This is a genomic window from Acetobacter fallax (genome assembly GCF_011516735.1).
In the GTDB taxonomy this organism is placed as follows: domain Bacteria; phylum Pseudomonadota; class Alphaproteobacteria; order Acetobacterales; family Acetobacteraceae; genus Acetobacter; species Acetobacter fallax.
The window spans coordinates 323,323-346,320 of record NZ_WOSX01000001.1 but is presented as its reverse complement, the minus strand read 5'-3'; the positions used below and the strand labels follow the sequence as shown (position 1 = coordinate 346,320).

The window sequence follows — 22,998 nt, the reverse complement described above, 5'->3', positions numbered from 1 at the left end:
AAGTGTCAGCGGAGCCTCGCATCCGGGCTGGCCGGCACGGCTTCATCCGCTTCGGGAAGCTCGGGATCAACTGCGCCCGTCGCAATTTCCGCCAGATCGAGCGCTGAAACAGGAGGCCGCTCACGGAAGACCAGACGGTTGCTCAGAGCAAAATTAGCGAACATTCCGGCAAAAGAACCAGCAGCAAGCGCTATAAAAGGATAGTCGCGACAGAATGGCTCAAAATAGAAAAGTGCGTAAACAGTGCCGCGATTCAGGAAAAACCCGAGACTGTTTGCTGTGAGAAATCTCAGCCATTGCAGAACCGGATGCTCGTGCCGGCCCGCATCACCAAAGGTCCAGAACCGGTTCGCCACCCAGTTGAGCGTCGCGGCGACAAAATACGCAACCAGTGTCGCTGTGCCCAGTCCGAGAACAGGCAGCAATGCATACACCGTTCCGGTATCCCAGAGATAACCGGCGCTGCCGACAATACCGAATTTAAGAAACCGTCTGAACGAGGCGGAGCGTCCGCCAGCGTTGCTGTCTGAAGCAGACATGGACACGTGAGAAGCATCTGACATGGCGAAGACGCTGGCTCTTCCTGGAAGTTATGGCCGGATCAGAAGACCAGAATGAAAAAAGGGCGCCGGAATGGCGCCCTTTTCTCTGATGATCCTGAAAGATACCGAAAACGGGATCAGTGCAGGATGATCTCGACGCGGCGGTTCTGCGGCTCGCGGGTGTTCGGACCCGTCGGAACCAGCGGATGCTGCTCACCATAACCATGGATGTCGATCGCGCTGGCAGGAACGCCATCACGAACCAGTTCAGCCTTCACGCTGTCAGCGCGACGGATGGACAGACCCATGTTGTACTTCGCACCGGAAGCGCCGCCACGAGCCGACGAGTTATCGGTGTAGCCGTTAACTTCAATGCGGGTCGTCTGAACGTGCGTGGAAGCCTGAGCTGCCTCAGCCACGATCTGACGTGCACGTGCGGTCAGGTTCGACTTATCCCAGTCGAAGAACACCAGATACGTACGGGCAGGAGTCACAACCGGCGGCGGAGCAATCGGAGCTGGCGGCGGCGGCGGCGGAGCCGTATCGAACGCATAACGCAGGCCCAGAATGAACTGGTGGTTGAAGCGGTGGTCGAAGTTCACGTTACCCGTGGAACGATGACCGCTCGGAGCGCTGATCGACGTGCCGCTGTAGGAGCCATCGACGAACGAGCCAGGCTGACCGATCATACGATATTCCGTCGTGACCTGAAGGCCAGGAACATTCGGAATGTCATAAGCGGCACCGACGATGCCCTGATAGGCAAATCCGCCGTTCGTGCCACCAAGGCGGGTCGAACCACCGTTCTGGTACATCGATGTTGTCGGGTTGTAATGCTGCCAGAGATAACCGGCACCAACACCGACAAACGGTGTCACAGGCGCGTCGATCCCGAACTGCTTCAGGTCAATGTCATACAGAACGTTGACCAGGCCGCCGTAGGACTGATCGCTGCCGCGGGTCGAATTCGCGGCGCCGTTACGGGCATGGTTGATCTGGGAGTAGTTATAAACACCCTCAACTTCCGCACGCAGACCGTTGCCGAAGCCCCAGCCGAAGGAGCCAAAGCCCGTGAAGCCGTCTTTGTGGCGATATGTCGAAGAACCGCCGCCTTCTCCACCGGCATCGCCGGCGAAATGTGCATGCTGGCTCTGGGTCAGATCATAGCCACCGCCGATGTCGACATACGGACCGGTGATTGTGGTGGCGGATGCGGCCACCGGGGCCGCTGCCATCAGGGTTGTAGCGAGTAACGCCGTGCGGAGACGCATTTTTTCGTCCTCATTCTTCATCTGTCGGGGCCGACACCTACCATCGGCAATTCAGCCCCTGCAAGATGTCTAAAAGCCCTATAAAGCGAGGGGTTCCGTTAATGGAACCCGTCCTGTCATGCTTTCGGGTATTAGAGGTCATAACAGTGATTTATATGCAACACTTCATTTCGCTGCCTGATAAAACTCAGCGTGAGGCTACTATCCGACCATAGGCAGAAAGTAAGGTTTACCGCTGAATTAACGCTGTTTGCCGCCGTTTCTTTTGTGGCAAAATGACACAGGTCATGATGCTCTTCAGTTATTCGGTGGCAGCACCGCGTCAGATGCACATCCATCTTCCATAAGGACAGCCCGAACCGCCTCCTCCGGAACATTCCGGCATGTAAAAGCCTGGCCGATTCCGCGAACGAGAACAAAAGTCAGTTTTCCGTCGCGCATTTTCTTGTCGCGCGTCATGTGACGGAGAAGAACGTCCGCGGAAAAGGTTTCACCGATATCGGAAATCCGCGCAGGCATGCCGCAGGCCTCCAGATGTGCGGTGACGCGATCCAGATCAGCCTGCGGGCAGTAACCAAGGCGGACGGAGAGCAGAAACGCCAGCCGGAGACCGATTGAAACACCTTCTCCATGCAGAAGGCGGCCGTCATATCCCATCTCCGCTTCCAGCGCGTGCCCGAAGGTGTGGCCCAGATTCAGCAGAGCCCGTCCACCCTCGGAACTCTGCTCAAACTCGTCCTTCGTCACAACCGCGGCCTTGAAGGCGCAGGCCTGCTCAACAGCCTCAGCCAGAGCTTCCGGCTCCTGAGAAAGAACCGCCGCGCCATGCATTTCGCACCACGCAAAAAGCGCCTCGTCACCAAGAAGGCCAGCCTTAACAATCTCGGCGTACCCCGCCCTGATCTCGCGGACAGGAAGCGTCGCAAGCGTCGAAATGTCAGCAAGCACCATCACCGGCTGATGGAAGGCGCCAATGAGGTTTTTGCCCCAGCGCGTATTAATTCCCGTCTTGCCGCCAACGGAGGAGTCGACCTGCGAAAGCAGCGTCGTCGGTATCTGCACAAAAGGCAGCCCCCGCAGCACAGTCGCCGCGACAAAGCCCGCCAGATCGCCGACAATGCCGCCACCGAGAGCAATAATGGTCGTGCGCCGCTCTACGCCCTGCTCAAGAATCGCATCCGTGACACGATTGAATTCTTCCAGGGATTTCGATTTCTCGCCCGGCGGCACAACAACAGAGTGAACCAGAAACCCGGAATCATTCAGCGATTCCTGCAGCCGTTCCAGATAAAGGCCGGCCACTGTCGAGTCTGTCACGACAACAGCCCGCTTCTGCGGAACAACAGGAGCAAGAAGCGCGCCGGCCCGTTCCAGAAGACCCGCACCGATGACCACGTCATAAGATGTCCGGTCGAGCGCAATCGGCAGCCGCCGTGGCCGGTGGTTCAGCGCAAGCGCCTCAATCACACGGGTGGTGGAATTGTCCACGTTGTCATCTCCACATTGTACGATGATATCGGCCTCGGCATAAACAGGATGCCGGTCAACCATCAGGCGCTCCAGCACGTCCCGTGGCCGGGTATTATTAAGCAGAGGGCGATGACCGCGACCGGAAACCCGTCTCACCAGAATATCCAGCGGACATCGCAGCCAGACGGAAATCGCCCGTTCCCGGATCAGCCCCCGCGTTTCCGCGTTCATGAAGGCTCCCCCGCCTGTCGCGAGAACGCGGGAAGGACCGTCAAGCAGCCGCCTGATGACGCGCCGTTCGCCATCGCGAAAAGCATTCTCGCCATACATGCGGAACACATCGCTGATCGAACAGCCCGCCGCCCGTTCAATCTCCGCATCCGCATCGACAAAGCCGAGCCCGAGCCTCTGCGCCAGCCGCCGCCCGATCGTTGATTTTCCGGCCCCCATCAGCCCGATCAGAACGATGCTTCGCCCCGCCTGAGGGCCAAAGCCCGTGCAGGCCCGCACAGCATCCAGATTGAGCGGAAACGGATCGGTCTGCGAGAAACCGGGCTCCGACGCAGGCAGCCGCGCGGACGCGCTGTCCGTAGCGGCGATTCCGGGTGTGGCCGGGGAATATTCCGGCTCTTCAGAAGGGTATGGGCGTGACATGGATCACATCGTAACATAGAGCGAGCGAACACACGTCAAGGCGAGGCCGCGGGACTGCAGTATGCACCGCCGCCCCATGGGAATCGAGGCTTCAATGCGCCGAATCGTCATCATCGCCGCAGCAGTCGCTGCGGTCATTCTTCTGGGAGGCGTCGCCATGCTCGGCGCCAGCTCCACCCCGCCCGCTCAGCAGATGGTGCATAAGGATCTGCCGCAGAGCCTGTTCGCCTCCGCCGCGCCGGCACCATCACTGCCCGTCATGCCACCGCTCCCGACAGCCCCGGCGCCCTCAGCGCCTCCGGTCGTCCAGACCCCGGTGACCGCTCCCTCCGCCGCTGTTCCGGCTCCGCCGCAGCCAGCTCCCGCACACTGAGCCAGAGCGCCAGCCATCGCAGGGAGCCCGGTTCCTGAGCCAGACCTCTATCGAACCCTTTCTGGAAATGCTCGCAGCCGAACGCGCGGCTGCACCGGCAACCCTGGAAGCCTACGCGACAGACCTCGCGGATTGTGCCGCCAGCCTGCTCCGGCAGGGAGAAGACCTCGATACCGCCAGCCCCGAAGGCCTGCGCGCCTGGGTCAGCGAGATGAGTGCGTCCGGCTCTGCCCGCCGCACCATCGCCCGGCGAATCTCCTGCATCCGTCAGTATTACCTCTTTCTTCTGCGCGACGACCGCCGCCCCGATAATCCTGCGGCACAACTCGATGCCCCGTCGCCACAACGCTCACTGCCAAAATTTCTGACCGAGGCAGAAGTCGTCGCGCTGATCGAAGCCGGAACACCCGAGCCGGACTCCGCGCCGGTCCCGCGCCGACGCCTGATTCTCGGGCGGGCCGCGCTCGAACTGCTCTACGCGACCGGCCTCCGCGTCTCGGAGATGCTCGCGCTCCGCCGTGAGTCCTTTCGTGAAAACACCCGTATGCTTCTGATCCGGGGAAAAGGTGGCCGCGAACGCCTCGTGCCCCTGTCCGAACCAGCCCGCATCGCGGTCCAGGCTCTTCTTCGCGAAGACTCCGCCCATCCCGGCCCCTGGCTCTTTCCCGGCCGCTCCCCCTCAAAGCCACTGACCCGCCAGGGTTTCGATAAAATCCTGGCAGAACTCGGGCGCAGGGCAGGGATCTCCGCCGACCGACTCTCGCCCCATGTCCTGCGCCATTCCTTCGCGACCCACATGCTCGCCCACGGGGCCGATCTGCGCACCCTGCAAACGCTTCTCGGCCACGCCGACATCTCAACAACGCAGATTTACACCCATGTTCAGGCCGACAGGCTGAAGGAAATCGTGCAGGCCCACCACCCGCTGGGACAGCCGCAGGATAACGGCGACACGATTCCCTCATCCGCCACAGATGAAAAGAATCTGTAATCTGAAGAGCCCGGACGCTTGGCTTTGGCCGTGACTGTGCTATCGGCATCGGCCATGCGTCAGTTTCTGGATTTCGAGAAGCCGATCGCCGAACTTGAGACCAGGATCGACGATCTGCGAAATATGGCGGCTGCCCGTGAGGGCGAGGCCGGTAATGTCAGCATCTCCGATGACATCGGAAAGCTGACGGATAAGGTGGAAAAGCAGCTTCGCGCGCTCTACGCCAAACTTACCCCATGGCAGAAAGTGCAGGTCGCCCGCCACGCGCAGCGCCCGCACGCGCTTGATTACATCAACGGCCTGATCACCGAGTTCACGCCTCTGGCGGGAGACCGCCAGTTCAGTGACGATAAGGCTATCGTTGGTGGCCTCGGTCGCTTCAACGGCCAGTCCGTGGTCGTGATCGGAACGGAGCGCGGTTCCGAGCTGGAAACGCGCCTCGCCCATAATTTCGGCATGGCCCGCCCGGAAGGCTACCGGAAAGCCATCCGGCTGATGAAGCTCGCCGGCCGGTTCCGTCTGCCGATCCTCACCTTCGTCGATACCTCCGGCGCCTGGCCGGGAATCGACGCGGAAGCCAGAGGGCAGGCCGAAGCCATCGCCCGCTCCATCGAAACCTGCCTTTCCGTTCCGGTTCCGCTCATTGCGACCATCATCGGTGAAGGCGGCTCCGGGGGCGCCGTGGCCCTGGCCTCAGCAGATCGCGTGCTGATGCTTGAAAACGCCATCTACTCGGTGATCTCACCGGAAGCCTGTGCCTCGATTCTGTGGCGCGATCCCAAGCAGGCATCCACCGCCGCCGATGCTCTGCGCCTGACAGCACAGGATCTTCGCAAATTCGGACTGATCGACCGTATTGTCAGCGAGCCAGTTGGCGGAGCGCAGCGCGATCCGAAAACCATGATCGAACAACTCGGTCAGGCCATCGCGGAAGAACTGATGCCGCTGCTAACGGTCGGAGAGGCTTCGCTGGTCGCCCAGCGCCGGGAAAAATTCCTCGCCATGGGCCGCAGCGCCCTCTCCTGAGGGCAGACGCCGCAGCCTCAGGTCATCATCTGCGTTAAGTCCTGGCGCCTTCCTTCTCCAGGCTTTACCCGTGATAACCACCAAAGGTCTCAGACCTTTGGTGGAAAGTCCTGAGCGTCCCGAAACAGGGCCAGCCAGTCAGATGGAAGGCTCACCTTCCAGCGGTTCCCGCCCCGCCGCCGCAATCAGATCGCGAACTTCACCCGCCGCCGCGTCCAGATCCTTCTGGCTGGTCCCCTTGACCACCAGTGCAATCCCGCGCCGCCCGTCATCGCGCTGGAACGGGTAAGACCCGACATCCAGATGCGGATAATGCTTCTGCACAACCTCAAGCGGCGCCGCGACCACGCTCTCATAAAGATTCAACGCATGCCACGTACGCGAGTCGATGGGCTCACCGTGCTTCAGATGCGGCGCCACGGACTCGAACATCGCCTGCATGATCGACGGCACTCCCGCCATCACATGCACATTGCCCATCGTGAATCCGGGTGCAACCGAGCGTGAGTTCGTGATCGGCGTGGCGCCACGCGGCAACATCGCCATCCGCTGACGGGCAGATGTGAATTCATCCCTGCCGTAATGCTTTTCCATCAGCGCAGCCGTTTCCTCATGCAACTCCAGCGGAACGCCAAAAGCCTCGGCAATGCAGGCGCTGGTGATGTCGTCATGAGTCGGTCCGATGCCACCCGTCGTGAACACCTGATCATACCGCGCCTTCATCTCCGTCACGGTTGCAACAATCGTGTCCGCGATGTCCGGAATCACCCGGACCTCCCGCAACGGAGCCCCGATCTCACCCAGATGAACCGCAAGATACCGGATGTTGGCATCCTGCGTCCGGCCTGAGAGAATTTCATTGCCAATCACAATGAGGGCGGATGTCGGGTTCATATCAGTCGCTCCGGTCAGTCAGGCAGATCAGGAAGAATCGCGCGGTCGTCATTCTGGCGATGCGGCCGTCATTTTTCCAGACATGCCCCTCGTCCGGTGTGCGGATCACAGCAGATCGCGAAGAAAGGGAATGAGCGGCAGATCAGCCGGAGGCATCGGATATTTTTCCAGATCATCCGCCCTGACCCACGCCAGAGCCTGGCCCTCACGTCCCTGCGGAGTGCCATGCCAGCGACGGCAAAGCCAGAGCGGCATCAGTAAATCAAATTTCTCGTAAGCATGAGAAACAAATGTGAAAGGAGCGAGACACGCTCTGGTCACATCAATGCCCAGTTCCTCATTAAGTTCCCGAATGAGAGCAGTTTCAGGCGTCTCGCCTGCGTCAATCTTCCCGCCGGGAAACTCCCATAAACCGGCAAGTGACTTCCCCTCAGGCCGCCGCGCCAGCAAAACGCGACCGTCAGAATCGATCAGCGCCGCAGCCACAACGAGCAGCACTCGCCTCCCGGTCACCCCGGAAGGGGACGCCGGCGCATCAGTCTCAGCGACAGCCTCATGAACCGCGTCAAAATCTGACCGGACAGCTTCAAACGTAAGGACCGGAATGTCCCCGCCACGGGCCATAAACGGCATTGTCGCAGTGCCGGTCTGCCGAAACCCCACCCGACGCAGCACCGCAGCCGACGCAATATTGTCCTGCGCGGTTTTCGCTTCCAGACCGTCAAGAGGCAGATTGGCGAGCGCCCAGCGGCAGACACGATCCGCCGCCAGAGACGCGATGCCGCGCCCCCAGTGATTCCGTCCAATCCAGTAACCGAGCGATGCCCGCCGCCCACCCTGATGAAGCGTCAGCCCCACGCAGCCAACCAGACTGCCTGCCGGGTCGATAATCGCAAAATGCCAGGCCGTTCCTTCGTCAGCCTGACGCGCCGTGCCCGCAATCCAGTCCACAGCCAGTTCATGCGGATAAGGAAAAGGCAGCCGGCTCAGCATGCGAATGACATTCCAGTCATTCACCTGCCGATGAATCGCATTCGCGTCCTCGGGAAGAAGGCCACGCAGCGTGTAAGCTCCGGCTGTCAGAACCGGCGTGCCAGTGTTTTTGTAACTCCCGCCGGACAAGGCGTAATCAGACTTTCTGATCAGATGTGGCGTCGGCCTTACTCTTTCTGCGTCTCGTGCGACCCGTTTTCCGCACCACGTCGCCGCCTGGCGAAGCACCCCCCGCAGTCGCGGCTGCACTGGCCGTCACCGGCTTCGGTGTCTCCAAAGGCGCCGAAGCGGCCACTGCCGGCTCCCCGGCGGGTTTTTCCGGCTCTGGCTGCACGCCACATTCAGCCAGCAGACTCCGCAGCAGATTGATGACCGGGAAAACCTCAAGATTATGGTCCCCGCCCAGATCACGCCACGCCTGCTGCTCAAGCTCGACAATCTCCCGATCCTCGGCGAAAATCCGCTCGGTAAAGGCGACAAGGAACGGCCAGGCCAGATCAAGCAGACCAGGAATCCCGGGCCGCTTGACCGAGAGCAGACCAAATGTCCGGTTCGTGAGCTGCTCCCCGTCCTGCGGCGTATAGGCAATCCAGAGATCCATCACCGGATCAGCGTCACCAGTCTGAATATGCAGCGTCTGATAAGGATAAACCGTCCGGATCGTCATGACATCGCGATCGGCAAACTTCGCCGATGCATCACGCCGTTCACCGAAAATAAGTGCCTCTCCAAGAGGCTGCTTGCCACTGGTCCGCGCGAAAGAATAACGCGCCTCAACCATTCCGGCCTCACGCTTCTGACCCAGAAAGCGCGGACGCATCTGCCCCATCTGTTTCATGTGCATGAACTGATGATTCATATCCATCAGATTCTCATGCATGAAACTGTAGTGACAGCCCACGACTTTCCCAAATCGTCGGGTTTTATACCCAGGATCTTCGACCCGCGCGAGAACCGCCGGCAAATGCGTCGTCGCGGCTTTCTCCGGGTCTCCCGGAAACACGAAAATCAGCCCGTCCTGCTCCAGAACCGGGTAAGTCCGCACACCGTTCGGCAACTTGCCTTTGCCAAGATAGGGAACATCGATGCACCGGCCCGAACGCCCGTAAGCCCAGCCGTGATAACAGCACTGAACCGACTGACCGCAGACGCGCCCCTTGCTCAGAGGCACCTGGCGATGGGCACACCGGTCTTCAAGGGCGAAAACCGGTCCCTCTTCGGGGCGGACAAGAGCAATGGGATGCTCCGCGTAGCGCACACCGATGGTTTTGCCGGATTTAAGCTCACGGGACCACGCAACGGGGTACCAGAAATTGGGATCACAATGAACGCGCCGCAGGTCAGTGCCTGGTTTCATTCCCGATGGCTGCTCGCCGGGCGAGGCGGGACAATCCGCCGCCTCGTGTGACATACCGGCTGCCTGAGCCGAAAGTTCGCTCTGAAGTGACTGGTCCATCGTGTCCCTGCTCATGCTTCCTCCATGTTGTCTCCGCCCATATGCCTGAAAGGCGGCGGAGACATGGACGCATAGCGTCTATACCATCCGTTCCGGAGTGTCGAAGTGAGCCAGATCAAACACATGAACTCTCTTCGTAATCCCCGTTTTCTGTTACGGATGAGTCGTCCGCACGGCAGTCACTTCAATCTCAATCAGCCAGCCAGGGTTGCCAAGACGTGCAATTTCAAACGCAGAACGAACCGGGAGGTTCGGCTGCGCCTTCGTGCCAAAAAATTGCGTATACGCCTTCATCATGCCGGGAAGATCAGCTTTTCCAAGCTTCGGATCAGCAACCATATACATGTGCATCTGCACCACGCTGCTCATCGTCAGATTCAGCTTTGAAAGCTGGTCCTGAATCTTCTCAAGAGCCCCGCGCGTCTGCGTCTCAGTGTCGCCATAAGCCGCGAGTGAATGCACATCCGCCGTTTTGTCGATCACCGGAGCACCCATGCCACTCAGATAAACCGTGGTCGCACCCGGCGGAACCTCAATCGCCTGCGCGATCGGAAAATGGCTGGCCGGGTCCACGTGACGCAGGACTGAATCCGCCGCTGATGCACCGCTGAGTCCACAGAAACCGGCAGCACCGGCGCAGGCAAGCGCGAGGAATGCGTTACGTGAGAAAAAGCTCATGGATTACTCTTCTTCCTTCGTGAGAGTGGGGCGCATCGGAGCAACCTCTTCCGGCGTGGCCGGATCGGTGAAGTGATTGCCGAAATGGGTGCGGATAAAATTAACCACATCAGCCACCTGTTTGTCTGTCAGAAGCCCCGCAAACGGAGGCATGCCGCCGTGGCCAGTCAGAATCGTATAAATCGGATAATCCGCAACCTGCAACTTAGCATTTCCGGCAAACGCCGGAAAACCCGCACTGGCCCCCGAAGCACCCTTGCCATCAGCCATATGACAGCCCTGACAGACATGCTGATAAACCGCGGCCCCCGTCGTCAGAGGCTGTAAAGGGCCGGCAACGGACGTCGCCGAATCAGCCCGGGCCACACCCGGCGCAACCAGAGCCGACAGCGCGCCGCCCAGCATCGCAGCGACCAGAAAATAAGAACCGAAGCGCATCACGCACCTCCCACAGCACGCTTGTGCAGCGTGGTAATGGCCGCCAGAGACGACAGAATGGCCCCCTCCTGCCAGCAGCCGACATAAGAGGCGTGCTCGCCCGCAAGAACGATCCGGTTATCCATGGAGGTGAGGGTCTTGTAGTGCTCCTTGCGAGCCTGCTCAGTCCATGCCCCGCAACAGCCGAGCGTCCACGGCATGCGGCTCCAGGCAAACCCGACGCCGTTGGAAAACTCTTTCCGATATTGCGAATGAATCAGGCTGCCCTGCCGAAGACCCTCTTCCACACGCTGCTGCGGCGTCATCCCCGCAAAATCAAGCGCCGCCGGCCCGAACATGTAGCCCCCAAGCAGAACGCCCGGGCCTTTCGAGAAAATTCCGGCACTCGGATAGGAAATCTGGCTGATCTGCTGATTCGTAAAGCTGATCCCGCCATAAATCTGCTCATCCTGCTCCCAGAACCGCCGTCTGAACTCCAGACCCAGCTTCACCGAGGAGCCGTAAGGCACAGCCGCAATCGCTGCCTTCAGCGGTCCGCTGACCTGGATATCAAGCTGGGACAGAACGGGCAGGGGAATAGTGCACACGCAGTAATCAGCGTCGACGGTCTTCACCGCATCACCATTCGCCATGTCGTTATAAGTGACTTTCACCCCATGGTCATCCTGATGAATCGCCGTGACCTTGCAGTTCAGCGTGATCAGATCATGAACCTGGCGGATAAACCCCTTGCCGATATTGTCCATGCCACCGACCGGCTGGAACATCGTCGTCTGCATGTCCAGCCGCTCGTGGAAAGCAATAAACTGCCACAGGCCCGAACTCATGATTTCTTCACGTGAGAACGGATCGGACGGAATCGGCGCTCCATCAACGCCGCCTCCCTGCGCCTTCTCGAAACCACGACGCAGCGAACTCCGGTTCCCCTTCGTCCAGGCGCCGCTATCAGTCAGTCCGGCCCAGCCCTGCATCGCCGCCTTCACATGAGCCCGCTCATCCGCGGAAATCACGTCATCCAGCTTGTGCTGATCAATAGCCTTGGAAATCAGATCGCCGGTGTATCCGAAGAAATCATTCGCATACTCGCGGTAACGCACCGGCTTGCCGCCAAATGCGTTCGTGGAGTGCAGATACGAGTTGTGATTCAGCTCAATAAACGGCTCAAGAGCCACACCAAAGGCGTTGCAGTAATGCAGCAGCCCCTGATGATGATACGGAATCCGCCACGGACCCGGATTGATGTAATTCCCCGGTGAGAAACCAACTTTCTGCGTGTGACCACCCATTTCGGTCACTGTGTCACCGCCACGCAGCGTGATGTTCCGGCCACCGGCGCGATTCTGATATTCAAGAACCTGAACGGCGTAACCAGCCTTGCGCAGCTCATAAGCCGCCAGCATCCCCGCCAGTCCGCTGCCCAGAACGACAACCCGTGTGCCGCGCCGCGCTCCCGACAGGACAGGCGGACCCTTGAAATCGGTCCCCATCGCGTGTCCAAGGCTCGTCATCGCCTGATAAAGTCCCGCACTGCCCGCGAGAAGACCAATCCGGGTCAGCAACTGGCGGCGTGTGGGCGCCGTTTGCTGAGAAGCGTCTGCCATGCATCGTCCCTAATTATAGTGAGCAGAAAAACTGCATTCATGTTCCCTGTCGTTCCTGACATGGATCAATACGGCTTGTAAACGGGAAGCCGCTGACGCAAACGGCACTGATCGGATATTCGTAAGCGACTGTTTCAGAAGTCTCTCTGTCGGCAATCCAACACATTTTGTCTGTGCGCCAATGCTCGCGGCCCGTACGGCGGCTCCGCTTCCGGGATCAAAAACACCCGCCGGCAGCACACCTTACGGAGCACTCTTACTCAGCAGAAAAACGTCCGGAACAGGCCGCTAAGTCCGGATCAGACCCGGCAACGAAAAGCCACCCGCAGCCTGTCTCACTGCCCCTCAACCGTCGCGGCAAGGTCATCAATAAACTGCACGGCAACACGCCCGGAACGGTTGCCACGCGTGATCGCCCACGCGTTCGCCCGCATGCACAGATCCTCATCGGTAATCGAAATCCGCCGGTCTTTTGCATACCCGCGAACCATGTCGAAATAGACATCCTGAGGGCAGGAATGAAATCCGAGCCACAGACCGAACCGGTCGGACAGCGACACCTTCTCCTCAACAGCCTCACCCGGACTGATGGCCGTCGAACGCTCATTATCAATCATGTCCCGCGGCATCAGATGCCGCCGGTTGGACGTCGCATAAAACAGAACATTTTCCGGCCGTCCCGAAATGCCACCATCCAGAACAGATTTCAGCGCCTTGTAATCCCGATCCTCGCGCTCGAAAGACAGATCATCGCAAAACACGATGAAACGCCGCGAAGCACCGCGCAGAAGCCCAAGCAGGTCAGGAAGCGTCGCCAGATCCTCACGCTCGATTTCCACCAGCACAACATTGCCGCGCGGCGGCCCGTCAGCATTGACCGTCGCATGACACGCCTTCACGAGCGACGACTTGCCCATCCCCCTCGAACCCCAGAGCATCGCATTGTTCGCCGGCAGCCCCCGCGCGAAATGGCGAGTGTTGTCCAGAAGCTGGTCACGCTGCGAATCGACCCCCCGGATCAGGTCGATCCCGACATGAGCGACATGAGCGACAGGGTTCAGACGGCCGCGCTCCGGCTGCCAGACAAAGGCATCAGCCACCTCCAGACCGTCCAGCGTGGCAGGCGGCGGTGAGAGACGTTCCAGAGCGGACGCAATCCGTTCCAGAATGGGGTGCAGTTCTGTCGTCATCATGAAGTCTCCGGAACAGATGCTTTCTGGCTGAGCGTGCGCCGATCCGCATCCCGCCGCGGGTTGACGCACGCCACCCAAAATCTATGGTCCCGCCTATCAGTCAGCCCGGACGGCCTGCAACCCGTCCATCGAAAAGTGAGCGCAATGCCAGATTTTCTGATTTCCCCAGCCTACGCCCAGACTGCCGGCGGCATAGGCGGAGGCCTGAGCAGCGTCGTGCAGTTTCTGCCTTACGTTCTGGTGTTCGGTATCTTCTATTTCCTGATGATCCGCCCGCAGCAGCAGAAACAGAAGCAACTGCGCGAAAGCCTCAACAAACTGCGCCGTGGCGACCGCGTGCTCACAGCAGGCGGCATCATCGGCGTCGTCCGTAAATCCGATCCGGATTCAGCCGAGATCGAACTCGAAATCGCGCCAAATGTCCGGGTGCAGGTCATGCGCTCAACCATCACCTCGATCCTGAACAGCACCGAAAAAGCAGCGAACGACACCACTCCCGTCACGAAAGCCTGAGCCACACCGGCCCCGGCAAAGCCCCGCCTCAGAGGCTGTTTCAAAAGCCTCTCCGCTGACGATCAGACGCGCGTTTCACCGCAGATTTTCGGGCTCCGATGCTCACGGCCCCCACGGCCGCTCCGCTTCCGCGCTCAAAAACACACGCCGGTCACGCCCCTCAGGGGGCGTTCCCGCCCGGCAGCGAGGCTTTTGAAACAGCCTCTTAATTCCTGCAAATCGGGGGTGAAGGGGGCCAGAGCACCCTTCCGGGTGCGGGCAGAGCCCGATCTTCTGCTAACCCTTTGAAAAATCACAGATCAACGCGTAACGACAACAGAGCCTTTCCAAAGGTCTGTGAGCGTTTGATGGCTTCCAGGGCAAAGCCCTGAGAGCCTGAATCAGAAAGCGGTTTGATTGATTTTCCGCAGAACTCTGCGGATATGGGCGATCATCAACCACGCGTGGGATGACGAGATTGTTGCCTCGACATCCTTCGTGAGGCGGCGGCAGCGTCCGAGCCATGCAAAGCTGCGCTCCACGATCCAGCGTTTGGGCAGGACGACGAAGCCTTCGGCCCGATCGCTACGTTTGACGATCTCGATCGTCCATCGGCCGAGTTCAGCCAGCGCACCATGCAACTTTTCGCCAGCATACCCGCCGTCACCGATCAGATGGCGAAGCCAGGGAAACAATGAGCGTATCCTGACCGCTACCAGCGGCGCACCATCACGATCCTGAATGTCGGCGGGATGTACAACAGCCGCGACGACATGACCCAGCGTGTCGGTCGCGATATGTCGCTTGCGTCCCTTGATCTTCTTGCCCGCGTCATAACCGCGGGGGCCGCCATTTTCAGCGGTTTTAACCGACTGGCTGTCAATAATGCCCACCGAAGGCGTGGCGTCTCGCCCGTCCTGCTCACGCGACAGGATCACGAGAATATGGTTCATGGCTTCCCATCGTCCCTCGCGGATCCAGCGGTAGAAATAGCCCTGTACGGTCGTGAAGGCCGGAAAGTGCCGGGGCAACTGCCGCCATTGGCAGCCGGTCGTGACGATATAGAGGATCGCCTCCATGACCCGGCGCAAATCCGTACGTCGTGGTCTGCCCAGCCGTTTCTTCTCGGGCATCAGCGGCGCAATCAGCGCCCACTCCGCATCGCGCAGGTCGCTTGCATATTCCAGGTCGTCCCGGCGATACTGCGCTCGGGTGATTTCAGTCCAGGCCATCTTGATCTCATCAGGTTCTCGCAAACCCATGAATCATAACCTGCTGAAATCACTCAACTCATTTTCGGTCAGACACTGAGAAAAATCATCAATATCTTTATGTTCTTTATCCGATACTCGGATATGTATCATTTTCTCCATCATGGTTGTGAGTCTCCATGATTTTTATTATAGCATATATTTAAAAATATCATTTATAGCGAGGCATATCCCCAGCGATACAATCGCCGTGAATAACTCGCTAGGGATTGCATCCCGTGGACCTGCCCAGATATCAGCCACAAGGTATCAAATGGGTGGCAATCCTTTTATTTCGCGTAGCTTTGGGATTGGTAAAGGTGCCAATTTATCCTGCCCTTTGACATGTACCCACCGATGGCAAGTCGGACACAACACCACAAGGTCATCTATAGTGCTTTCGCGCTCACCACATGAAACGGGCTGAAGATGATGAGCATCGAACATTCCGTCTACCGGATCAGAGTAATCGCACCCCTCGCACTTTAGAGTGCCACCATGTTGTAATTTGTTTTCTTCTTTTACGGCGCGTTTTAATTCTCTGGATCGTTCGACATCAAGAGATAGCGTCCAGACTTTTTTACCTTCAGGTGATGTTATTTTTAATCTTGGGTAGAAAGTCGAAAAATACTCGACTTTACCAGTATCAAGAAAGCCAGGAGGTGGTAATATTTCTGTCTTATGTTGAATGGGATGGTTCTTTATCTTTTCCCATAATTCCAGGATACGTTCATCATCACGCTTAACCCCATCAAAGGCATTAGTTAATATTCTCCGATCTGGAAAACCAAGGTCATTAATAAGGTGCGGGTGTCCTATTACGTCATAGGTTTCAGAAGTAACGATTGCGAACGGCCATTGCATCAGTTTGGATTTAAGGACAGAGTCCTGCACGAATGCTTTCGTTTCTCCGTAGACACTAGTAACCTTAACTAATTCAAGAACACGCCCGTCCAACTCGGAAGGCACATCGGAGCCTGCACCAATGGTTACGAAGAATTTTTTCGATAAAGAACGCTCTGCAACTCCTTCTGCTCTTCCGCGTGTGGAAAAACACATAACCGCCTCTTGTGAGACGCCCCATACGGCCTTAACTCCCATGAGGTTGTTTGGACTTTGAACCACTTCGTCGAAGGCCAGCATCCGTAAAATACCTTTCCCATTGAGTAATAATAATACGTGTTTTTAATTTTCCCGCCAGATGGTTATCCGGCAGGTTGCCTGAGAGCCTGAATCAGAAAGCGGTTTGATTGATTTTCCGCAGAACTCTGCGGATATGGGCAATCATCAACCACGCGTGGGATGAAGAGATTGTTGCCTCGACATCCTTGGTGAGGCGGCGACAGCGCCCGAGCCATGCAAAGCTACGCTCCACGATCCAGCGTTTCGGCAGGACGACGAAGCCTTCGGCCCGATCGCTGCGCTTGACGATCTCGATCGTCCATCGTCCGAGTTCAGCCAGCGCACCCCGCAACTTCTCGCCAGCATATCCCCCGTCACCGATCAGATGGCGAAGCCAGGGAAACAATGAGCGTATCCTGACCGCTACCAGCGGCGCACCATCACGATCCTGAATGTCGGCGGAATGTACGACAACCGCCACGACATGACCCAGCGTGTCGGTCGCGATATGCCGCTTGCGTCCCCTGATCTTCTTGCCCGCGTCATAACCGCGTGGACCGCCGTTTTCAGCGGTTTTAACCGACTGGCTGTCGATAATGCCCACCGAAGGCGTGGCGTCTCGCCCGTCCTGCTCACGCGACAGGATCACGAGAATATGGTTCATGGCTTCCCATCGCCCCTCGCGGATCCAACGATAGAAATAGCCCTGCACGGTCGTGAAGGCGGGAAAGTGACGCGGCAACTGCCGCCATTGGCAGCCGGTCGTGACGATATAGAGGATCGCCTCCATGACCCGGCGCAAATCCGTACGTCGTGGTCTGCCCAGCCGTTTCTTCTCGGGCATCAGCGGCGCAATCAGCGCCCACTCCGCATCGCGCAGGTCGCTTGCATATTCCAGGTCGTCCCTTTGATACTGCGCGCGGGTGATTTCAGTCCAGGCCATCTTGATCTCATCAGGTTCTCGCAAACCCATGAATCATAACCAGCCGAAATCACTCAACTCATTTTCGGTCAGACACTGAGAAAGCATCACCCCGCGCCCTACGGCGCACCAAAAGCAAGGTAGGGCAGAACAAGAATAATCGCCGCAAAGACAGCGCTGAACCCGGCCAGAAGGCCCCGGGGCAGCGTCTGCGCTCCGAAAACAATCAGAACAATCAGCGGAACAATCGCAACCGCTTCCGCCTGCGCGACGAAAAGCGCATCAAAATGCGAGATGTGCAGGATCGCCGGCACCAGCACCATAATCGCCAGCACCGCAGGAAACACCGGCGCCGCACAATTCAGAAAACGCAGCAGAAAACGGAAATCCGGGGCTGATGAGGCCCCGGTGGCCGGCTGAACGCCGTTCTCAGATTTTACGTTGTTGCAATCCATTCTCAACAACGTATCGGGACGTATGCTGCCTGTAAAGCAACATACGCATAACAGTGATCACATTCAGAATAGCTGGCGGAACAGAATGTAAAGACAGCCGGAAATCGCCATGGCAGCAGGCAGGGTGGTGACCCAGGCCAGCGCCATCGAGCGCAGCGTGGAGAACTGCAACCCGGACCCGTTCGCCGCCATCGTCCCCGCAACACCGCTCGACAGAATGTGCGTCGTGGAAACCGGCAGACCATACCGCTCAGCCAGACCAATCGTGGTCATCGCCACAATCTCAGCCGAAGCACCCTCGGCATAGGTCATGTGCGTCTTGCCGATCTTCTCGCCCACCGTGACAACAATGCGCTTCCAGCCAACCATCGTGCCCAGACCCAGAGCAATGGCCACCGAAACTTTCACCCAGACCGGAATAAAACGGGTGCCGGCATAAAGGTCGGACTGGAATGACTTCAGAGTCCTTTTGTCATCCGGAGCCAGATCCTTTGCCTCACCCATCACGCGGATCGCATCAGCCACGAGATACATGTCCGTACGAACGTTCGGCACAGCCGCCGCCGGAACAGACTTCATCGACTTGTAAGTCCGGACCGACGAAGAAATGTCGTTGCTCAGAACCGCAAGAGCCGCAAACGTCTCAGGAGACGACACAGACTTCGCCCGTAGCGCCGCACCAATCGTATCGCGTGCCTTCAGCTCGTCCATCGTCATCGGCACATCACCCGCATGAGCCTGAAAAACCTGGCCTGCATGATCGGCTGACTGAATAAACGCCGGCATCGCACTCTCCGGCATCGCCCGGTTCAGTGCATACGCCGTCGGCGCCGCACCGATCAGAATGAGCATGATCAGACCCATGCCCTTCTGACCGTCATTGCCACCATGAGAAAAAGACACACCGGTGCAGGTGAAAATCAGCAGACTGCGAATCCACAGCGGCGGCGGCGTGTCACCTTCAGGCGATTTGTAGAGAGCCTTGTTCTTCACAAGCAGCTTCATGACCAGAAGCAGAAGCCCCGCCATCACGAAACCACAGAGCGGGCTGAACAGAAGCGCCGAAAAAACCTTCTCGACCTGACCCCAGTCAACACCCTGCGTCGCAGCTCCGCCCGGCGCCATGAGCTGATTGGCCAGACCAACACCCATGATCGAACCCACCAGAGCGTGCGATGAACTGTTCGGAATGCCAAACGCCCACGTGACCAGGTTCCAGATAATGGCCGCGATCAACAGCGCGAAAATCATCGCATAACCAGCCGTGCTGCCCGCCTGAAGAATCAGCTCAACCGGCAGAAGCGTCACAATGCTGTAAGCCACCGCACCGGTTGACGTCGCAACGCCGGCAAAATTCCAGAACCCCGACCACACAACCGCGACAAGCGGCGGAAGACTGCGGGTGTAAATCACGGTCGCGACAGCATTGGCCGTATCGTGAAAGCCGTTCACGAACTCGAACCCCAGCGCAATGATCAGCGCGATGCCAAGGAGAACAAACGTCCCCGTGGCAAGAGTGCCTTCGCCGACAGCGTTCATGTCATGCAGAATGCTGAACGCCGCAAAACCGAGCGCGCCAATCAGTACACCAAAAAAAATTGCCACATGGATGGGCTTGTTGCCCACTTCCATGTCGGGCCGAGACGGCGGCGCTGCCTCTTGTAAGGAACCCATGATCGCCTGGGACATGATTGATCCGTAAATTGTTAATCTGTCCGCGATTTACGGCAGCCGGCTGCGGAATGCGATGAATGAAGGATGATCGTTTTGTGACAGGCCCGCGCACGCCGAACTTTTTCCGAACACGTCGCAGGCCCGCCCGTCACCGGCCACGACACAGCTCATCCATCCCGGCGCATTTGCTGCGCAGCGCTTGCTTTTTCGCGCCCGGGAGGGCGCAATCGCCCGCCTGTCCCAAAGGTCGCGGAGGATTTCCCTGAATGAAACGGTTTCTCAACAGTCGCGAAACGCTGGTCACGGAGGCGCTCGACGGCTTGTTGCGTTCCCCCGCCGGTGCCGGTCTCTGCCGGCTCGACGGTTACCCCGATATCCGCGTCATCCTCAGAAAAGACTGGGATAAAAACTGCGGAAAAGTCGCCGTCCTCTCAGGCGGCGGCTCAGGACACGAACCCGCCCACGCCGGATTTGCAGGGCAGGGGATGCTCACCGGCGCCGTCTGCGGCTCCCTCTTCGCCTCTCCCGGCGTGGACGCCATCCTCGCCGGCATCCTCGCGGTCACAGGAGAGGCCGGTTGCCTGCTCGTCGTCAAAAACTATACCGGCGACCGTCTGAACTTCGGCCTCGCCGCCGAACAGGCCCGCGATCTCGGCCTGAAAGTCGATATGGTCATCGTCGGCGATGACATCTCCCTGCCAGGACACCGCCACTCACGAGGCGTCGCCGGCACCGTCCTCGCTCACAAAATAGCTGGTCACCTGGCCGAAAGCGGCGCCAGCCTCGAAAAAGTGACCGCCTTCACCCGTGATGCCATCAGCAAAATCCGCTCCATCGGCCTCTCCCTGAGCGACTGCTACACTTATGATGAAGAATACGAGACGCGCCTGAGCGAAAACGAAGCCGAACTCGGCCTCGGCATCCACGGTGAACCCGGCGCCAGACGCATCGACATGGCCGACGCCGACACCCTGATGAGCCTCGCCGCCGACGCACTTCTCGCAGTGCTCCCCGACGACAGCACAAAAGACAGCAAGCACGCCCTGATGCTGAACAACCTCGGCACAACCTCTGTTCTGGAGATGTCGCTGCTCCTCGAAGCCTTCTCGAAAACAGAGCTCTCCTCGCGCATCTCCCTGATCGCCGGCCCGTCGCACTTCCTCACCGCCCTCGACATGAACGGTTTCTCCCTGTCTTTGATCGAACTGGATAAAGACATCGAACAGGCCCTCCTGTCCCCCGTCGGCCCGACCGCCTGGACCGGTATGGCCCCCTGGCGCGACCCGTCCGTCGTGCCGCTTCCCCCGATGCCGGAAGTGTTCTCCGCTCCGCCCTCCGCCAGCCCGATCCTCAGAGGCGTCGTGCAGCGCGGCGCAGCAGTCCTCCTCGAAAACGAAGACGCCCTCAACGCGCTCGACGCCAAAATCGGTGATGGTGACGCCGGTTCAACCTTCGCCGAAACCGCCCGCGTCATTCAGGACTCTCTCGATCGCCTGCCGCTCAATGACCCGAAAGCCCTGATGCAGACCCTCGGTCGTCTCCTGGCCCGCCACGCCGGCGGCTCCAGCGCGGCGCTGCTGTCCATCATGTTCTCCACCGCCGGTCACAGCACTCAGTCCCGCTGGCAGGCCGCCCTGACAGAAGGCCTGACCGCCATGCAGACCTATGGCGGCGCGAGGGAAGGGGACCGCACCATGCTCGACGCCCTGATCCCCGCCGTCGCCGCCCTCGATGCCGAAAAGGACTGGAACACGGTCGTCGCAGCCGCCCGCAAAGGCGCCGACGCCACCGCAAAAATGCAAAAAGCCGCCGCCGGACGCGCCTCCTACGTCCCGTCAGCTCACCTTGACAACATCCCCGACCCCGGTGCCGAAGCCATCGCCCGTCTGTTCGAAGCCATGAAACCCGGCTCGTGAACAGCATCGTCCCGCAAAGCCCACGCCCGATCCGGGCGTGACGGCCAGCTCGAAGCGTGACACAGACAGCGCCGCGATTACTGCCCCGATCACGGCAATGAACGGGGCATCCACGGATGTGCCCGTTCCGCCTGACCGGCCCCTTTCCTCATCAGCGGACACAGGCCACAACTGACCCCCGATGACATTCTCCGGGAACCGCCGCTGTGCCGGCCTGCTCCCATCAGGAAGGCCGTTCCGGCGGCAGCAAAATCATCGACGTCTTTGTGTGATGGAAAATACAGATCAACGTTCCGTATAAGGAAACAGCAGAATGCCGGATCATAAAATCGATGTATTAATGACAACCTATAATTCGGCACATTTTCTTGAGGAAACGATCAGCAGTATCATAAATCAGACGCATAAAAATTTTAAACTCGTCATCGTCGATGACGGATCAACGGATAATACAGGCAGCGTCCTGGAAAAATTCTCCCGCTCAGATGAGCGTATCCTGGTTCTCAAAAAAGAAAACGGAGGCATCGTCTCCGCGATCAATCACGGTATAAAGTATTGTGACGCTGAATTTATCGCCCGACACGATGCAGATGATCTTTCTGCCCCGGACAGATTTGAAGTTCAGCTCACTTATCTCCTGAATAACCCCGATTGCGTCGCCGTCTCCGCGCAACTCCGGAATATAGATGAAAACGGCACCTATCTGGGCTCGATCTCCCCGACCGATTGCTCTGTTCGTTCCGACAACAGCTCCATACCGGCAATCGAGCCCTACATTATGCAGCCTCTGATGATGGCCAGATCAGCCGCTATCCACGAAACGGGGGGATATCGAAACCTGTGCGTCGCCGAGGATTCCGATCTGTGCTGGAGACTGAGTGACATCGGAAGACTGCATACCATCCCTCGGGTTCTCGGGTCTTACAGAACACATTCAGGAAGCATCACGCGATCATCGATTGTGCGCGGCAGGCAGATGGCCGTGTGGTCCCAGCTGGCGGCATTGTCAGATCAAAGGAGAAAAAACAAAAAAACCGATATTCAGTTTGATGATGCGCTGTTTAAAAAATTGAAACCGCTCTCTTTATTGAGTGAGATGGTAGAAGTTTCCCGGAAATATTGTGAAAATACCGGGGAAGAGAACTGGCTGAAATTTTCGATGTGCGCAAAACTTCTGGATGTCTGTTATTATAAGCCATACCTTCCGGAATATTCAGATATCGTTTTTATAAAAAAGACAATTGAATCCAATAAGAATTTTTATAAATCCCCCTCCTGCGCCTTCCTGCGCCAGGCCATGCAGGCCATGTCGGTCAGGCTGATCCTGAAAGGAAAAATACTTAACGCATTAAGGCTGACAGCCTGGCCTCTCTGGCCGGCACTGATCCCCAGAGCGATACTTTTTTCAGTCCTGTCCGAAGAAAATCGAATAAAATTAAAAAAGCTTCTGAAACCAGAACGTCATTGAGACAGGTAAGGCAGTCCACCTTTCCCAGGAACGGAACGCAATGCAATTCCGGTTCATCCACCCCGGCACTGGACGGCAAACAGATTTACAGGCATTTTTTTCGTCATGGTCGTGAATGA

Annotated in this window: 21 protein-coding genes; 6 read left to right on the top strand and 15 right to left on the bottom strand. The window is 58.4% G+C overall.

Going from position 1 to position 22,998, the window contains the following annotated elements; translation table 11 throughout:
• Positions 1 to 5 precede the first annotated feature (5 nt).
• The 3 genes from GOB85_RS01500 to aroB form a co-directional block, all read right to left on the bottom strand.
• Positions 6 to 539, bottom strand: a complete 534-nt coding sequence (locus GOB85_RS01500) for a GtrA family protein (protein ID WP_173575820.1) — start codon at positions 537 to 539, stop codon at positions 6 to 8.
• Positions 540 to 679: 140 nt separating this feature from the next.
• Positions 680 to 1,813: an OmpA family protein gene (locus GOB85_RS01495; protein ID WP_173575819.1), complete on the bottom strand. Its 1,134-nt coding sequence runs from the start codon at positions 1,811 to 1,813 to the stop codon at positions 680 to 682.
• A 297-nt stretch (positions 1,814 to 2,110) separates the two neighbouring features.
• Positions 2,111 to 3,937, bottom strand: coding sequence for a 3-dehydroquinate synthase (gene aroB, locus GOB85_RS01490; RefSeq protein WP_173575818.1), 1,827 nt, complete (start codon positions 3,935 to 3,937; stop codon positions 2,111 to 2,113).
• A 61-nt stretch (positions 3,938 to 3,998) separates the two neighbouring features.
• Here aroB and GOB85_RS01485 point away from each other — a divergent pair, with 61 nt between their 5' ends.
• The 3 genes from GOB85_RS01485 to GOB85_RS01475 are packed head-to-tail and all read left to right on the top strand — an operon-like array spanning position 3,999 to position 6,327.
• Positions 3,999 to 4,310, top strand: a complete 312-nt coding sequence (locus tag GOB85_RS01485) for a hypothetical protein (RefSeq protein WP_242011232.1) — start codon at positions 3,999 to 4,001, stop codon at positions 4,308 to 4,310.
• Between the two features lie 34 nt (positions 4,311 to 4,344).
• A complete protein-coding gene (locus tag GOB85_RS01480) occupies positions 4,345 to 5,301 on the top strand; it encodes a tyrosine recombinase (RefSeq protein WP_173575961.1) in 957 nt (318 codons plus the stop codon).
• Between the two features lie 54 nt (positions 5,302 to 5,355).
• Positions 5,356 to 6,327: an acetyl-CoA carboxylase carboxyltransferase subunit alpha gene (locus GOB85_RS01475; protein WP_173575960.1), complete on the top strand. Its 972-nt coding sequence runs from the start codon at positions 5,356 to 5,358 to the stop codon at positions 6,325 to 6,327.
• A gap of 138 nt (positions 6,328 to 6,465) precedes the next feature.
• On the opposite strand, the gene GOB85_RS01470 is transcribed toward GOB85_RS01475, so the two are convergent.
• The 7 genes from GOB85_RS01470 to GOB85_RS01440 all read right to left on the bottom strand — a co-directional run bounded on the left by GOB85_RS01470 (position 6,466) and on the right by GOB85_RS01440 (position 13,577).
• On the bottom strand, positions 6,466 to 7,221 hold the full coding sequence (locus tag GOB85_RS01470; RefSeq protein WP_173575817.1) for a competence/damage-inducible protein A: 756 nt from the start codon (positions 7,219 to 7,221) through the stop codon (positions 6,466 to 6,468).
• Positions 7,222 to 7,326: 105 nt separating this feature from the next.
• Positions 7,327 to 8,343: an 8-oxo-dGTP diphosphatase MutT gene (gene mutT, locus GOB85_RS01465; protein ID WP_173575816.1), complete on the bottom strand. Its 1,017-nt coding sequence runs from the start codon at positions 8,341 to 8,343 to the stop codon at positions 7,327 to 7,329.
• A gap of 7 nt (positions 8,344 to 8,350) precedes the next feature.
• Entirely contained in the window at positions 8,351 to 9,670 is a 1,320-nt protein-coding gene (locus tag GOB85_RS01460) for a Rieske 2Fe-2S domain-containing protein (RefSeq protein ID WP_408737011.1), read from the bottom strand.
• A gap of 153 nt (positions 9,671 to 9,823) precedes the next feature.
• Positions 9,824 to 10,348, bottom strand: coding sequence for a RidA family protein (locus GOB85_RS01455; protein ID WP_173575815.1), 525 nt, complete (start codon positions 10,346 to 10,348; stop codon positions 9,824 to 9,826).
• Between the two features lie 3 nt (positions 10,349 to 10,351).
• Positions 10,352 to 10,786: a c-type cytochrome gene (locus GOB85_RS01450; RefSeq protein ID WP_173575814.1), complete on the bottom strand. Its 435-nt coding sequence runs from the start codon at positions 10,784 to 10,786 to the stop codon at positions 10,352 to 10,354.
• Positions 10,786 to 12,387 (bottom strand): flavin monoamine oxidase family protein, encoded by a 1,602-nt coding sequence (locus tag GOB85_RS01445; RefSeq protein WP_173575813.1) that lies wholly within the window; start codon positions 12,385 to 12,387, stop codon positions 10,786 to 10,788. The genes GOB85_RS01450 and GOB85_RS01445 overlap by 1 nt, the downstream gene beginning before the upstream one ends.
• Positions 12,388 to 12,722: 335 nt before the next feature.
• Positions 12,723 to 13,577 carry an ATP-binding protein gene (locus GOB85_RS01440; RefSeq protein ID WP_173575959.1) on the bottom strand — a complete coding sequence of 285 codons (855 nt, stop codon included), beginning with the start codon at positions 13,575 to 13,577 and terminating at the stop codon, positions 12,723 to 12,725.
• A 147-nt stretch (positions 13,578 to 13,724) separates the two neighbouring features.
• Between GOB85_RS01440 and yajC the strand changes: the two genes are divergently transcribed.
• Positions 13,725 to 14,093 (top strand): preprotein translocase subunit YajC, encoded by a 369-nt coding sequence (yajC, locus tag GOB85_RS01435; protein WP_173575812.1) that lies wholly within the window; start codon positions 13,725 to 13,727, stop codon positions 14,091 to 14,093.
• Positions 14,094 to 14,473: 380 nt separating this feature from the next.
• Here the strand turns inward: yajC and GOB85_RS01430 are convergent, their stop codons facing one another.
• The 5 genes from GOB85_RS01430 to GOB85_RS01410 all read right to left on the bottom strand — a co-directional run bounded on the left by GOB85_RS01430 (position 14,474) and on the right by GOB85_RS01410 (position 19,498).
• A complete protein-coding gene (locus GOB85_RS01430; RefSeq protein ID WP_173575958.1) occupies positions 14,474 to 15,304 on the bottom strand; it encodes an IS5 family transposase in 831 nt (276 codons plus the stop codon).
• Between the two features lie 288 nt (positions 15,305 to 15,592).
• On the bottom strand, positions 15,593 to 16,465 hold the full coding sequence (locus GOB85_RS01425; protein ID WP_173575811.1) for an HNH endonuclease: 873 nt from the start codon (positions 16,463 to 16,465) through the stop codon (positions 15,593 to 15,595).
• A gap of 91 nt (positions 16,466 to 16,556) precedes the next feature.
• Positions 16,557 to 17,387: an IS5 family transposase gene (locus tag GOB85_RS01420; RefSeq protein WP_173575810.1), complete on the bottom strand. Its 831-nt coding sequence runs from the start codon at positions 17,385 to 17,387 to the stop codon at positions 16,557 to 16,559.
• 98 nt (positions 17,388 to 17,485) lie between these two features.
• Positions 17,486 to 17,821 (bottom strand): hypothetical protein, encoded by a 336-nt coding sequence (locus GOB85_RS01415; protein ID WP_173575809.1) that lies wholly within the window; start codon positions 17,819 to 17,821, stop codon positions 17,486 to 17,488.
• A gap of 63 nt (positions 17,822 to 17,884) precedes the next feature.
• Positions 17,885 to 19,498 carry an inorganic phosphate transporter gene (locus GOB85_RS01410; RefSeq protein WP_408737010.1) on the bottom strand — a complete coding sequence of 538 codons (1,614 nt, stop codon included), beginning with the start codon at positions 19,496 to 19,498 and terminating at the stop codon, positions 17,885 to 17,887.
• Positions 19,499 to 19,761: 263 nt separating this feature from the next.
• Here GOB85_RS01410 and GOB85_RS01405 point away from each other — a divergent pair, with 263 nt between their 5' ends.
• The gene (locus GOB85_RS01405; protein WP_173575807.1) at positions 19,762 to 21,411 is read left to right on the top strand and encodes a dihydroxyacetone kinase subunit DhaK; all 1,650 of its coding nucleotides are present in this window, start codon (positions 19,762 to 19,764) and stop codon (positions 21,409 to 21,411) included.
• A 313-nt stretch (positions 21,412 to 21,724) separates the two neighbouring features.
• On the top strand, positions 21,725 to 22,879 hold the full coding sequence (locus GOB85_RS01400; protein WP_173575806.1) for a glycosyltransferase family 2 protein: 1,155 nt from the start codon (positions 21,725 to 21,727) through the stop codon (positions 22,877 to 22,879).
• The last annotated feature ends 119 nt before the right edge of the window (positions 22,880 to 22,998 follow it).

Excerpts from the sequence above, each read along its gene's own strand:
- aroB (WP_173575818.1), bottom strand. The coding sequence starts at position 3,937 with ATGTCACGCCCATACCCTTCTGAAGAGCCGGAATATTCCCCGGCCACA.
- GOB85_RS01495 (WP_173575819.1), bottom strand. The coding sequence starts at position 1,813 with ATGCGTCTCCGCACGGCGTTACTCGCTACAACCCTGATGGCAGCGGCC.
- GOB85_RS01405 (WP_173575807.1), top strand. The coding sequence starts at position 19,762 with ATGAAACGGTTTCTCAACAGTCGCGAAACGCTGGTCACGGAGGCGCTC.
- GOB85_RS01415 (WP_173575809.1), bottom strand. The coding sequence starts at position 17,821 with ATGGATTGCAACAACGTAAAATCTGAGAACGGCGTTCAGCCGGCCACC.
- GOB85_RS01445 (WP_173575813.1), bottom strand. The coding sequence starts at position 12,387 with ATGGCAGACGCTTCTCAGCAAACGGCGCCCACACGCCGCCAGTTGCTG.
- GOB85_RS01450 (WP_173575814.1), bottom strand. The coding sequence starts at position 10,786 with ATGCGCTTCGGTTCTTATTTTCTGGTCGCTGCGATGCTGGGCGGCGCG.
- GOB85_RS01425 (WP_173575811.1), bottom strand. The coding sequence starts at position 16,465 with ATGCTGGCCTTCGACGAAGTGGTTCAAAGTCCAAACAACCTCATGGGA.
- GOB85_RS01500 (WP_173575820.1), bottom strand. The coding sequence starts at position 539 with ATGTCTGCTTCAGACAGCAACGCTGGCGGACGCTCCGCCTCGTTCAGA.
- GOB85_RS01460 (WP_408737011.1), bottom strand. The coding sequence starts at position 9,670 with ATGGACCAGTCACTTCAGAGCGAACTTTCGGCTCAGGCAGCCGGTATG.
- GOB85_RS01485 (WP_242011232.1), top strand. The coding sequence starts at position 3,999 with ATGCACCGCCGCCCCATGGGAATCGAGGCTTCAATGCGCCGAATCGTC.
- GOB85_RS01470 (WP_173575817.1), bottom strand. The coding sequence starts at position 7,221 with ATGAACCCGACATCCGCCCTCATTGTGATTGGCAATGAAATTCTCTCA.
- GOB85_RS01420 (WP_173575810.1), bottom strand. The coding sequence starts at position 17,387 with ATGGCCTGGACTGAAATCACCCGCGCGCAGTATCAAAGGGACGACCTG.
- GOB85_RS01400 (WP_173575806.1), top strand. The coding sequence starts at position 21,725 with ATGCCGGATCATAAAATCGATGTATTAATGACAACCTATAATTCGGCA.
- yajC (WP_173575812.1), top strand. The coding sequence starts at position 13,725 with ATGCCAGATTTTCTGATTTCCCCAGCCTACGCCCAGACTGCCGGCGGC.
- GOB85_RS01430 (WP_173575958.1), bottom strand. The coding sequence starts at position 15,304 with ATGGCCTGGACTGAAATCACCCGAGCGCAGTATCGCCGGGACGACCTG.
- GOB85_RS01440 (WP_173575959.1), bottom strand. The coding sequence starts at position 13,577 with ATGACGACAGAACTGCACCCCATTCTGGAACGGATTGCGTCCGCTCTG.
- GOB85_RS01455 (WP_173575815.1), bottom strand. The coding sequence starts at position 10,348 with ATGAGCTTTTTCTCACGTAACGCATTCCTCGCGCTTGCCTGCGCCGGT.
- GOB85_RS01475 (WP_173575960.1), top strand. The coding sequence starts at position 5,356 with ATGCGTCAGTTTCTGGATTTCGAGAAGCCGATCGCCGAACTTGAGACC.